Source organism: Microbulbifer thermotolerans, assembly GCF_900112305.1.
In the GTDB taxonomy this organism is placed as follows: Bacteria; Pseudomonadota; Gammaproteobacteria; order Pseudomonadales; family Cellvibrionaceae; genus Microbulbifer; species Microbulbifer thermotolerans.
Genome location: NZ_FOKT01000004.1, coordinates 98,011 through 109,855, shown reverse-complemented (window position 1 = coordinate 109,855; position 11,845 = coordinate 98,011). Strand labels below are relative to the sequence as shown.

Sequence of the window (11,845 nt, the reverse complement as noted above, 5' to 3'; positions counted from 1 at the left end):
AATCCACTCGTGACACTTGATCACGGAGCGGCGAAAGCCCCCCGGAATCCTCCCCCTGCGGGAAAACAGAATGCCGCGGTCTTACTGAGCCGCGGCATCCATAAACTGAAAATCGCTAACCAGTGCCTGTATATCGAAAACCAGCCAGCGGTCCTGCTGCAGAACAAACTGGCCGTTTACCATGGGCGCGAAGGGTTCCATCAGGCCGCTGGGTGCACTCTTGGCATACTCCAACGCCAAGTGCTGCATGCCGTGCAACTCATCGACTATCAGTCCCGCATAGACCTTTTCTTGCTCCACCACCAAGACCCTTCGCCGATGGCGCTGACTAGTGAGCTGCCCGCCGAAAAAGGCCGCCAGATCAAACAACGGCAGAAGACGGCCACGCACATTGGCTACGCCGCGCACCCAGGGCTGGACACCGGGAACAAATGTGTACTGGGGCACTTCAAGCAATTCCGTCACGTCATCCATCGACGCGACGAAACGGTGCCCCAAAAGAGAAAATCCGATACCGGTCCAATAAGGCTTCACCTCTTGGCGGCCGGGCAAACCCGCCGCCTGCGCTTTGGCGCGCTTTGCGATATCGACCAGTGCGAGATAAGGACTATGTGACTGCACTCGACTTGCAGCTGGCCTAAGCCAACACCTCCTCGATGGTGCCCAACAACTGGCTCTCATCCACCGGCTTGGTCAGATAGGCGCGAGCCCCCTGGCGCATTCCCCAGACGCGATCGGTATCCTGATCTTTAGTAGTCACTATAATAATCGGGATATTCGCCGTGCTGTCGTCTTTGCTCAGCTGACGGGTGGCCTGAAATCCGTTCAGACCAGGCATCACTATATCCATCAAAATTACGTCGGGACGCTGCGCTCGCGCCACCTCCACACCACTTTCACCATTGGTGGCCACAATAACAGCATGGCCGTTTTTCTCCAGAACGGTGGTCAGTTTGTGTGTTTCCGTCGGCGAATCGTCAACGATTAATACTCTTGCCATTATTCCCCCGCAATTTATTGGCAACTCGCAGATATACCGCCACGTGCGGGCACTGCGAGAATTGTTGTCGTTATAGGTGAGCGATGTGCCTGCGGCCCTTTTCGCTCCCCCCTTGATTGATTTTCCGGCAAACCCCGAAGGGCACCTTATTCAATTTATTTTGCCTATTACAGGCTGTAAAAAAACATTTTACGCCAGTATTGGGGCCAAAGTCACAGCACTGTGCATACTCAAATTTTAAGCTGCATGATGCGGCTTGGCATGCGCGGAAATAGCCCCGAGCAACTCACTTTTACTGAACGGCTTGGTTAAATACTGATCACAGCCGACAACACGCCCCTTGGCTTTGTCAAACAAGCCATCCTTACTCGAAAGCATCACCACCGGCGTGGAGCGAAATTCACTGTTATTCTTGATCAATGCACATGTCTGATAGCCATCCAGGCGTGGCATCATGATATCGACAAAGATGATATCCGGGCGGGAGTCGGCGATTTTGGCCAGCGCATCGAATCCGTCTGTTGCGGTAACGACCGTACAACCCGCTTTTTGCAACAGAGTTTCCGCGGTGCGACGAATCGTCTTGCTGTCGTCGATCACCATCACCGTCAGGCTTTCCCAGTTGAGCTCCATAGTGTTATCGAATCCCCTGATTACTTATTTTCGGGCACGCCTGAAAGCGTTGTCGGGAATGCCCCTCGTCCAACCACTAGCAGGGTCTGGGCGCCTCGTTGGGTTGAGGCCGCACATAGGTGGAAACTTTTACCACATAAGACTATGTGAATCTACATGAGGCGCTGCCCACCGCCTGCTAAAGCAAATTATCACCAGACTGAAACAGCGGTAGCAACAGTTGCACAGACAGCTGCCAGCTCTTAACTTAGACACCAAAGACTTTCCACCCTACGGATACCGGCATGAGTTATTCCCTCGGCGTCGTGATGGATCCCATCACTGAGATACATTTTAAAAAAGATACCACCCTGGCACTGTTGCAGGCCGCACAGCGCGAAGGTTTCGATCTCTACTATTTCGAACAGAGCGATCTTTATCTGGATCGCGGCCGCGCCATGGGTCGCGGCCGCCCCCTGCGCGTTTTCAATGATCCCGCGCGCTGGTTCGAAACCGGGGATGTCGCCGACATGCCGCTGGGAACAATCGATGTACTGTTAATGCGTGTCGATCCCCCCTTCGACAACGAATACATCTACTCCACTTATATCCTTGAAGCCGCAGAGCGCGAAGGCGCACTGGTAGTGAACAAACCACAGGCGCTGCGCGATTGCAATGAAAAAATATTCGCCACCACTTTTCCTCAGTGCTGCCCACCACTTATTGTCAGTCGCGACATGCAGAGACTGCGCGAATTTCACAAAAGTCACAAAGACGTCATTTTTAAACCGCTGGACGGCATGGGGGGCAGCGGTATCTTTCACTGCAAGCCGGACGGAGCTAATCTCGGCACCATTCTAGAGATGCTGACCGATAATGGCCGCAGACAAATTATGGGCCAGCGCTATATTCCGGAAATCACTAACGGTGACAAACGCATTCTGGTGGTGGATGGACAGGCGGTACCCTACTGTCTCGCACGCATTCCCGAGGCCGGCGAAACCCGGGGCAATCTGGCCGCTGGCGGACGGGGTGAGGCCCGCCCACTTTCCGATCGCGACCGCTGGATTGTCGAGCAAGTAGCGCCGACGCTAAAAGAGAAAGGGCTGCTGTTTGTCGGCCTGGATGTAATCGGCGAATATCTGACCGAGATCAATGTCACCAGCCCCACCTGTGTGCGTGAAATAGACGCTGCCTACGGTACCGATATCGGCGGGCTGCTGATGCGCGCGATCACAGACCGATTAAAGAAAAAAGAGTAAACTCGCGCCCCACTTTGCGGGAAGCTGAGCAGTAACTAAATAAGCGACAATGAATTCCACCGCCGACACCATGCAATTCCAGGCCGCTCAACAGGATCGCTTTGCGTTCGCCCTGTTCCTCGCCTGCGCCTTGCACGCGCTGCTTATCTTCGGCGTCTCATTTACCATACCGGAAGCCAGACAGACACCGCCCACCCTGGAGGTGACACTGGCGCAACACCGCGAGATGGAGACGCCCGAGAATGCTGATTATCTGGCCCAGCATAACCAGCAGGCCAGCGGCACGGCGGAAGACCCGAGAGAGCTGTCCAGCAACCGCCGCGCCGACATCGCCGACACCGTTATCCGCGCGGTCAATCCGCTGCCGCAACAGCAGGCCGCTCGCCCTGCGGAGCAGCGCCGTCAGCTGGTTACCACTGTCGGCGAAAGCCCGCAGCAGGCACCGGAGCTCCCCGCGGAAGACAAGCCCTCCAAAGAAAAGCGTGGCGACTCGCCCAGTGACCTGCCGCTCACCAATCCGGAAATCGCCAGCCTGCAGGCACGCCTGGACAAAATCCGCCAAACCATCGCACAGCGCCCCCGCGTACGCCGCCTGACTTCAGTGGCCACCAAGGCCTCCACCGATGCCGCCTATTTGCACGACTGGCGCCAAAAAGTGGAAACTGTGGGCAACGACAACTTCCCCGAGGAAGCACTGCGCAAACAGATTACCGGCAGCCTGCGCATGATGGTGCGCCTGCTTCCCACCGGCGCGGTGGAGAAAGTGGTGATACTGGAGTCATCTGGCGAGCCTATTCTCGATGATGCCGCCCAGCAAATCGTGCGCCTGGCCGCCCCCTTCGCGCCTTTCCCACCGGAAATCCGCAAAGAGGCGGACCGCTTGGAAATCATCCGTACTTGGCGCTTTGAGATGACTGGATTCTCCACTGCCGCAGGACGGGACCCCAAGCGCGGCTAAACTTCAATTTCGCGCTCGCAATACGATTACACTGGTACCATGCATAACACCAATATCGACAGCGACCTGACGTCCGGCAGCCTGCGCGGCCAGTTCCTGCTGGCCATGCCCGGCATGCAGGACCCGCGATTCAAACAGACCATCACCTTTATGGTGGAACACACCGACGAGGGCGCCATGGGCATTGTTATCAACGCGCCCAGCAAGGTGACCTGGAAAGAAGTTTTTGAACAGCTATCTCTGGACGACAACAGCCAGCGGGGGGACGAAACCGTGCTGCTGGGCGGCCCCTTGTCCCCGGAGCAAGGTTTCGTGTTGCACGGCGCTGGAGTGACATTTGACTCAACCCTGGAGGTCAGTGATGACATCAGCCTCACCGCCTCTAAGGACATCCTCGAATCTCTCGCCGCCGGCCGCGGCCCCGACGACATACTCTTGGCCCTGGGCTATGCGGGTTGGGGACCGGGTCAACTTGAGGGAGAGTTGGCTCAAAACGCTTGGCTGACGCTGCCGGCCGAGCCAGAAATCCTCTTCGCCACGCCTTGGCAGAAACGCTGGCAGACGGCTGCCGCACGCCACGGTATCGATATGAGCGGTCTCGGCTCCCAGGCAGGACACGCATAAGTGAACACCAACAAGCCCATAACCGCTCTCGCCTTTGACTTCGGCACCCGCTCTATCGGTGTCGCCTTCGGCCAGAGCTTGACGGGTAGCGCCCGCGAATTGCAACCGCTGGCAGCGAAAGACGGCACGCCCGACTGGGAGGCGGTGCAAAAACTGATCCGAGAATGGCAGCCACAAAGATTACTGGTAGGCTTGCCGTTGAATATGGATGGCAGCGAGAGTGAGTTTGGCAACCGCGCGCGCAAATTTGGGCAGCGGCTGCACGGGCGAACCGGCCTGCCGGTGGACTATGTCGATGAACGGCTGTCCACCCGCGCCGCCAAACAGGAAGCCTTCGAGCGCGGCCACAAAGGCAACTATGCGCGCGATCCTGTCGACTCCATCGCCGCGCGCATCATTCTGGAAGACTGGTTGCGCGCCCGCTCATGAATGGCGCGCCGCCAGCCGGCCCACTCTGATAGAATGCCCCACCCATTTCCCGAGTGAACAAACCGCATGTCCATTGACCGCATCCGCATCGCCACCCGCGAGAGCGCGCTAGCACTCTGGCAGGCCAACTATGTGAAAGAACGCCTGCAGCAGCAACATCCCGAATTGCACATTGAATTGCTGCCACTCACCAGCCGCGGCGACAAGTTGCTGGATATCCCCCTGACGAAAGTGGGGGGCAAGGGACTGTTCGTAAAGGAACTGGAAGTAGCCATGCTCGAGGGCCGCGCCGACATCGCCGTGCACTCCATGAAAGACGTGCCGATGGCATTCCCCGAAGGCCTGCACCTGCCCGTGATCTGCGAGCGGGAAGACCCGCGGGATGCCTTTGTCAGCAACAACTACGCATCCCTGGACGAACTTCCCGAAGGCGCAATTGTGGGTACATCCAGTCTGCGCCGACAGTGCCAGATACTCGCACACCGCCCCGATCTCGAAGTGAAATTCCTGCGCGGCAACGTCAACACTCGTCTAGCCAAGCTGGACGCTGGTGAGTTTGACGCCATTGTGCTCGCTTCTGCCGGCTTGCTGCGCTTGGAAATGCGTGAGCGCATCCGCCAGTTCCTGCCGGTGGACGTATCCCTGCCAGCGGGCGGCCAGGGGGCAGTAGGTATCGAATGCCGCGCAGATAGGGAGCTGGAAGCACTGCTACAGCCACTGCACTGCGAGGCCACCGCCACCCGCCTGGCTGCGGAGCGCGCGGTGGTCAAACGCCTTAACGGCGGTTGCCAGATACCCATCGGCTGCTACGCCGAGCTTGAAAAGGACCAGCTGTGGCTGCGCGGACTGGTTGGCAGCCCCGACGGTCGCAGCCTGATCCGCGCAGAACGGCGCGGGGCCGCCGCCGAAGCCGAGGCGCTGGGCAAGGGCCTGGCGGAAGCACTGCTTTCGGCCGGCGCAGACAAGATACTCGCAGCACTCTGACCCCCGTGAACAAGGTACTGCAGGGCAAGCGCATACTGATCACCCGCCCGGAACACCAGTGCGGCGACTGGCTCGCGTTGCTGCAATCTGCCGGCGCGCGGGTGGACAGTATTCCGATGCTCGCCATAGAGCCTATCGAGAAAGGACCGGGGTGGCAGGTACTCAAAGCGCAAGTGCTCGACTTCGATCAGGTAGATCACGCTATTTTTGTATCCCGCAACGCCGTGCAGCTAGGCTGCGACTGGCTGGAGGACTACTGGCCGCAACTGCCTCAGGGCCCCCGCTACTACGCCATAGGTGCTGCAACCACGAGCGCTTTGCGCAGCCGCGGCATTGAGTGCGTCACTAGTGAATCTATACCCGATACCATGGACAGCGAGGCCCTGTTATCCCTGCCTTCACTGCAAAATGTGACCGGCCAGCGGGTTTTGATCTTTCGCGGCAGCGGCGGACGCACCTTGATGGGAGACACCCTGCGCGCGCGCGGCGCGCGTGTCGACTACTGTGAGCTTTACCGACGAGTACTGCCCGCAGACGCCCTCCCGCAGCTGCAACAATACAATGTGCAGCCGGATGCCATCAGTGTGCACAGTGGCGAAACTCTCACCAACCTGGCGCACTGTATACAGCAGGCAACCCGCCCCGCATTGTTTGAGGTTCCCGTGGTCTGCCCTAGTGTCCGCGTCGCCGGCCTGGCCGGCGAACTTGGCTTTCAGCGTGCCACCGCCGCGCGCAATGCCGGCGACGCCGCCATGCTGGCGGCACTGCAAGCGTTACTTGCGAATGACTGAGGCGATTTCGCTACAAACCGCAGACAAAATATTTCAAAAGCACGCCAGACTTCGTATCAAGCGTGCCTGCACTCGCTATAATCTGACGACATTTTCCATCTTCCGCGCCAGCCACGCCTATGACTGACGAAACATCTAAAGACACCGCTCAGGCATCCACCCCACCTGAAGGGGAGAAAAAAAGTAACTTCGCCAAAGCCACGCAGGAAAAATCCACGCAAACAGGAGACCGCAAAGGAAAAAGGCGGGCCAAGGGCGGAAAGGGCTGGCTGTGGCTGTTTGTGTTCGCCGCCATCGGCGGCCTCGGCGCCTGGGGCTGGCTCAGCTGGCCACAACTGCGGAGCCACGTAAGCAGCCACCTCCGCCTCACCCCTTTGACGCAAGATTCCGCCTCTCCTACAGAAAGTGTCCAGGCCCCGCAACCCGCCGGACAACCCCGGCAGCCGGCAACACCGCAGCCACCCTCCGGTGCACAGGCACCGGAAGCACCGGCTCCCTCTAGAGACGCTGATACCGCCGCGCAGGAACAGCGTCAAGCCGAAAGCGCCTTGCGCAACCAGGTACAACAACAAAGTCGCACCATCGCGCTGCTGCAACAGCAACTGGCGGCCCTACAACGGGAAATGACCTCCCAGGCCAATCGCCTCAGCGAATTGGGCAATGTCAACCGCAGCGACTGGCAACTGGCCGAAGCCGACTATCTGCTGCGCCTGGCCAACCAACGGCTGCTGCTGGAACGCGACAGCCGCGCCGCTCTCGGACTGCTGGAAGAAGTGGACAAAATCCTCCGCCGGCTCGATCAGCCGGACCTCTACGGCGTACGCCAACAGCTGGCCAATGACATCACGGCATTGAAACTGGTGGAGAACATCGATCGCGAGGGGCTCTATGCACAACTACGCGCCTTGGAAGATCAGCTGATCAGAGTCAATATCCAGCCGGAATTTGACATCACCACCCAGGGCACCGTTGATACCCAGGTCGAAAGCGACGCGGATTCATCCCCTTTGCAGCGCGGCTGGGATAGCTTCACACAATTCCTGCATGAATCGGTGCGTATCCGCGATGGCAATATAGACCCGGTATTGCTTTCCCCGCAAAGTGAAGCGCGCTTCCGCCAGAGCCTGCGTCTCAATATGGAGCAAGCCGAACTGGCCCTGCTACGCGAAGACACCAATGTGTATCGGGACTCCCTCAATCGCAACCGACAGTTGCTGTTGGAATACGCTGTTCCCGGTAAGCGGCGGGATGCCCTGATGGAGGAGCTGCGGCAACTCAGCCAAGTGACCATCAAGGCCGACCTACCGAGCCTTGCCGCTTCGCAACGGGCACTGCACGACTATATCGAACGGTTACACAAAACCACCTCTCAGAGCACTGACGTGCCGGGAGGCGACAGCCAGTGAAACGTTTCCTGTTCGCCGCTCTCGCACTGCTGTTGTTCGGTGCCTTCCTCGTGGAGGCAATCCGTACCTATCCCGGCTATCTGCTGATTGCCATTGGTGGCGGTATCGACAAGCGTATAGAGTTGAACCTTTGGGTCGCCATCATCGCACTAATGTTGGGTGTGCTCGCCCTCTTCGTCGTCCTGTGGCTCGCGCGCAGCCTGCTGCGCGCAGTCGGCGGTAGCGTCAGCCGTATCCGCTTTGGCCGCCAGCGAGTGGCGCGCCGACGCCTCACCAATGGTTTGGTGGAATTTATGGAAGGCAACTGGGCCCGTGCGCGGCGCCAGCTACTTAAAAGCGCCCCACGCTCCGAGGCCCCGTTGATCAATTATCTGGCCGCCGCACGCAGTGCCTTCGAGCTCGGTTATCGCGACGAGGCAAACGAGCTGCTGGCCCGGGCCGAAGCCAGCGGAGAAGATACCCGGCTCGCCGTCGCTCTCAGCCAAGCGCGCATGCAACTGTTGGACAAACACTACGAACAGTGCATTGCCAGTCTCGAGCGCGCGAAGCAGGTGGAGCCCAAACACCCGGCACTGCTGCAACTACTCAAACAGGCTTACTACCGTCTGGGCGACTGGAACAGTCTGCGGGAGCTGCTGCCCCAGCTTGAAAAACACGCCAATATGCGCGAGGAAGAGCTGCAACAGTTAGAACTTGAGGTTTACCAACACCTGCTTACAGATGCCGCCGATCGCCGCGACAAAACCAAATTGCGCGAACTGTGGCAAAGCCTCAGCGGCCGCTGGCAGCGCAATATGGAACTGCGCGGCCTTTACGCCAGATTACTTCATCAGGTTGGCGAAGACGTAGAAGCGGAAAAGCACCTGCGCTGGCTGCTCAACCGCGAATGGCAACCGGAGCTGGCCCGCTTGTACGGCTGCCTGACCGGTGCCGATGCCAGTACCCAACTCACTGTTGCCGACGGATGGCTCAAGGAATACGGCGAAAACGCCGACCTGCTCACCTGTATCGGCCGCCTGTGTCTCCGCAATGAACTCTGGGGCAAGGCTCGGCAATACTTTGAAAAAAGCCTATTGCTCAGATCAGAACCCGCCACTTCCGCGGAACTGGCGCGACTGCTATACGCCCTGGGCGAAACTGATGAGGCCGCCGAACGCTACAAAGAAGGCTTGATGCAGGCGGTAAGCGACCTGCCTTCATTGCCGCTTCCGAGTGAAGAGCGCGCGCTCTTGGGATCCACTACCAAATTCGACAATCACAACCCCGCATAGACAAGGAGAAAAGTATGCGCCTCCCTGCGGTTTTGCTTTTGATATGCAGCACACTGCTCGCCACCGGCGCCATCGCCGAGGTGCAACCGCAAGATGCCATGCTGAGCGGCTACTCTTACCCCTACCCCGTCAAACAGTTTGATCTGCAAGCCCAACAACAGCCGCTCACCATGGCCTACATGGACATACCGCCAGCAGCGGGGAAAAAAGCCCAGGGCACAGTATTGCTTTTACACGGCAAAAATTTTTCCGGCGCCTATTGGAAGGACACTATCGACGCCTTGAGTAGTGCGGGCTACAGGCTCATAGTGCCGGACCAGATCGGCTTCGGCAAATCCAGCAAACCACTCAACTTTCAATACAGCTTTCACGCCCTCGCCGACACCACCCGCGCACTACTCGATCAGCTCGATGCCGACAAGGTGACTGTCGCCGGCCATTCCATGGGCGGTATGCTCGCCACACGCTTTACGCTTATGTATCCAGAGCGGGTGGAAAAACTGGTTATGATCAACCCGATCGGCCTGGAGGACTACAAGCGCTACGTGCCCTATCTTCCTCTCGATAAATCCATAACACGGGAGGAGGCTCAGACACCGGACGCCGTCAAACGCTATATGACACGCGCCTACTTTGACGGCAAGTGGCGCCCGTCCTACAACCCACTGGTGGATATCCAGGGGGGATGGACCATTGGCCCAGACGCAAAAACCATTGCCGTGGTAGATGCTCTGACCACGGATATGATCTTCACTCAGCCGGTCGTTTATGAGTTCCCCGATCTTAAAGCTCCCACCTTGCTGATCATCGGAACCCGCGATCGAACCGCCATCGGCAGAGACCGCGCACCGCAAGCGCTCAAGGACAAATTGGGGCGTTATGATCAGCTGGGTAAGAAAACCGCCAACGCCATTCCCAATGGCACTCTAGTGGAGCTGGAAGGTGTCGGCCACGTACCGCAATACGAAGCCTTTGACCGCTATATGCGCGCGTTTCTTGAATTTTTACAAAAATCATAGTGGCCAATGGGGGCTCTGCGCCCCTATTCTAAATTCCCTGAATCTTGTCCGGCCGCTTCCTACGCGCATGTAATCACCCAAACCCTTTAACAATCATCCAGTAAGCATTTGAAAACAATTACCTATAGAATATAAAGACTGGGGAAATCTTTAGCCACATTGCTTTTGTAACACAACAAATCTTTGCAACCGGGCGAATAAAACAAACAGCGCCTTCAGTGTTCCCAAAAACCCTGTTGCGGAGGGCGAACGATGAATAACGATCCGCAAACTATTGTGATGCATCTCTCAATACATCACTTTCCCTGCGTGGCATCGCAATTGCCATTCGCTACTCAGCAATGTTTCTAAAACTCAGCAAACCGTAAACTGTTACAGTATTATGATTTTCTCCCTCCCTCTGGGTAGAAGAAAAAGGCAAATTCACTTATTGGCTGATAGCCGATACACTAACCCACCAACATATCGCAAGCCATGAGACCGTAATGCCAACGCAATTTCAGGCAATTGCAGAATCTAACAGAAATCTAAATATCCAGATTGCACGGGAAATTGCCCAGAAGATACTTTCCGGAACCCTGGCTCAAGGAAGCATTATTCCCGGTGAGGTGTACCTGTGCTCCCAGTTCGGCGTCAGTCGCACAGTTCTCCGTGAAGCGATCAAGCTGCTTAAATCCAAAGGCATGCTCGAGTCCAAACCCAAAGTGGGGACCCGCGTTTGCTGTAAAACGCGCTGGAACTTCCTCGATGCGCAACTGCTGGAATGGATGACCGAAGTTGAAACACCCGAAGATGTATACCTGCAATTCCTGGAACTACGTCGCGCCATCGAGCCCCAGGCGACGGCGCTGGCTGCCGTCCGCGCAACTGAAGAGCAACGCACTGAGCTCACCACTATTTTTCAGCAAATGAAAGCCATTGCCAAAGATTTTGATCAACAAGCCTGGACCGAAGTGGACACCCAGTTTCACCACCTGATTTTCCTCGCCACCGATAATAGCTTCTACAGGCCCTTCGGCAATGTAATGGCGACCATGCTTAAATGGTTTATCCGCTTTTCATCCAAGGATGGCGGTGTATGTATCGAGGAACACCGCCAGATTTATGAAGCCATTATGGACCGAGATCCAGTACGTGCGATGCAGGCCAGCATGTCGCTGATGGAAAACCACAATCACCGTCTCAGCGAACCGCAATCTGTACCAATATAAGAGTGCCGGCGGTATTTTCTGCCAGCTTCGGGAATTCTGATTAATTAACCCGGTCGCTGTCGTTGTTTTTGGGACACGCCACCAATAGGTAACTTGCAAGCTCCAGGAAAATCTTACCTAGCTTAAAGTTACAGAACCACATCGAGGATAAAGGCCACCAACCACAATCCTACCCACAACCAGACAATATCCAGTTGTCCATTTGTCAAAAACTTCATATCCGCCTCCTGAAGCAAGCCTTTTCTTATTATGAGCATCAGATTGGGTTTTGTACTGAT

At 57.0% G+C, this 11,845-nt stretch carries 13 protein-coding genes; 10 read left to right on the top strand and 3 right to left on the bottom strand.

The annotated features are described in order from the left end of the window. Nucleotides 1-81 precede the first annotated feature (81 nt). The 3 genes from BM155_RS07565 to pilG all read right to left on the bottom strand — a co-directional run bounded on the left by BM155_RS07565 (nucleotide 82) and on the right by pilG (nucleotide 1,633). Nucleotides 82-621 carry a chemotaxis protein CheW gene (locus tag BM155_RS07565; protein ID WP_067150311.1) on the bottom strand — a complete coding sequence of 180 codons (540 nt, stop codon included), beginning with the start codon at nucleotides 619-621 and terminating at the stop codon, nucleotides 82-84. Nucleotides 622-637: 16 nt separating this feature from the next. Then, a complete protein-coding gene (pilH, locus tag BM155_RS07560) occupies nucleotides 638-1,000 on the bottom strand; it encodes a twitching motility response regulator PilH (RefSeq protein WP_067150308.1) in 363 nt (120 codons plus the stop codon). 237 nt (nucleotides 1,001-1,237) lie between these two features. Further along, nucleotides 1,238-1,633: a twitching motility response regulator PilG gene (pilG, locus tag BM155_RS07555; RefSeq protein WP_067084389.1), complete on the bottom strand. Its 396-nt coding sequence runs from the start codon at nucleotides 1,631-1,633 to the stop codon at nucleotides 1,238-1,240. A gap of 284 nt (nucleotides 1,634-1,917) precedes the next feature. Between pilG and gshB the strand changes: the two genes are divergently transcribed. The 10 genes from gshB (at nucleotide 1,918) to BM155_RS07505 (ending at nucleotide 11,567) form a co-directional block, all read left to right on the top strand. Continuing rightward, complete coding sequence (gene gshB / locus BM155_RS07550) at nucleotides 1,918-2,874, top strand: glutathione synthase (protein WP_067150305.1); 957 nt, start codon at nucleotides 1,918-1,920, stop codon at nucleotides 2,872-2,874. A gap of 49 nt (nucleotides 2,875-2,923) precedes the next feature. Continuing rightward, nucleotides 2,924-3,832 (top strand): energy transducer TonB, encoded by a 909-nt coding sequence (locus BM155_RS07545; protein ID WP_082817340.1) that lies wholly within the window; start codon nucleotides 2,924-2,926, stop codon nucleotides 3,830-3,832. Between the two features lie 39 nt (nucleotides 3,833-3,871). Beyond that, nucleotides 3,872-4,456 (top strand): YqgE/AlgH family protein, encoded by a 585-nt coding sequence (locus BM155_RS07540; RefSeq protein WP_067150302.1) that lies wholly within the window; start codon nucleotides 3,872-3,874, stop codon nucleotides 4,454-4,456. After that, the gene (gene ruvX, locus BM155_RS07535) at nucleotides 4,457-4,885 is read left to right on the top strand and encodes a Holliday junction resolvase RuvX (protein WP_067150300.1); all 429 of its coding nucleotides are present in this window, start codon (nucleotides 4,457-4,459) and stop codon (nucleotides 4,883-4,885) included. It abuts the gene before it with no gap. Between the two features lie 66 nt (nucleotides 4,886-4,951). Then, entirely contained in the window at nucleotides 4,952-5,869 is a 918-nt protein-coding gene (gene hemC, locus BM155_RS07530) for a hydroxymethylbilane synthase (protein WP_074902175.1), read from the top strand. Between the two features lie 5 nt (nucleotides 5,870-5,874). Continuing rightward, on the top strand, nucleotides 5,875-6,660 hold the full coding sequence (locus BM155_RS07525) for a uroporphyrinogen-III synthase (protein WP_083421122.1): 786 nt from the start codon (nucleotides 5,875-5,877) through the stop codon (nucleotides 6,658-6,660). A gap of 119 nt (nucleotides 6,661-6,779) precedes the next feature. Beyond that, nucleotides 6,780-8,066, top strand: a complete 1,287-nt coding sequence (locus BM155_RS07520; protein WP_074902172.1) for a uroporphyrinogen-III C-methyltransferase — start codon at nucleotides 6,780-6,782, stop codon at nucleotides 8,064-8,066. Beyond that, complete coding sequence (locus BM155_RS07515; protein ID WP_074902169.1) at nucleotides 8,063-9,337, top strand: heme biosynthesis HemY N-terminal domain-containing protein; 1,275 nt, start codon at nucleotides 8,063-8,065, stop codon at nucleotides 9,335-9,337. The genes BM155_RS07520 and BM155_RS07515 overlap by 4 nt, the downstream gene beginning before the upstream one ends. 14 nt (nucleotides 9,338-9,351) lie before the next feature. Further along, entirely contained in the window at nucleotides 9,352-10,356 is a 1,005-nt protein-coding gene (locus BM155_RS07510; RefSeq protein ID WP_067150284.1) for an alpha/beta fold hydrolase, read from the top strand. A gap of 485 nt (nucleotides 10,357-10,841) precedes the next feature. Beyond that, the gene (locus BM155_RS07505) at nucleotides 10,842-11,567 is read left to right on the top strand and encodes a FadR/GntR family transcriptional regulator (RefSeq protein WP_074902166.1); all 726 of its coding nucleotides are present in this window, start codon (nucleotides 10,842-10,844) and stop codon (nucleotides 11,565-11,567) included. The last annotated feature ends 278 nt before the right edge of the window (nucleotides 11,568-11,845 follow it).

What these genes read in the sequence shown, in the direction of transcription:
- gshB (WP_067150305.1), top strand. Translation starts at nt 1,918, where the DNA reads ATGAGTTATTCCCTCGGCGTCGTGATGGATCCCATCACTGAGATACAT.
- BM155_RS07505 (WP_074902166.1), top strand. Translation starts at nt 10,842, where the DNA reads ATGCCAACGCAATTTCAGGCAATTGCAGAATCTAACAGAAATCTAAAT.
- BM155_RS07510 (WP_067150284.1), top strand. Translation starts at nt 9,352, where the DNA reads ATGCGCCTCCCTGCGGTTTTGCTTTTGATATGCAGCACACTGCTCGCC.
- BM155_RS07545 (WP_082817340.1), top strand. Translation starts at nt 2,924, where the DNA reads ATGAATTCCACCGCCGACACCATGCAATTCCAGGCCGCTCAACAGGAT.
- BM155_RS07520 (WP_074902172.1), top strand. Translation starts at nt 6,780, where the DNA reads ATGACTGACGAAACATCTAAAGACACCGCTCAGGCATCCACCCCACCT.
- pilG (WP_067084389.1), bottom strand. Translation starts at nt 1,633, where the DNA reads ATGGAGCTCAACTGGGAAAGCCTGACGGTGATGGTGATCGACGACAGC.
- BM155_RS07540 (WP_067150302.1), top strand. Translation starts at nt 3,872, where the DNA reads ATGCATAACACCAATATCGACAGCGACCTGACGTCCGGCAGCCTGCGC.
- pilH (WP_067150308.1), bottom strand. Translation starts at nt 1,000, where the DNA reads ATGGCAAGAGTATTAATCGTTGACGATTCGCCGACGGAAACACACAAA.
- hemC (WP_074902175.1), top strand. Translation starts at nt 4,952, where the DNA reads ATGTCCATTGACCGCATCCGCATCGCCACCCGCGAGAGCGCGCTAGCA.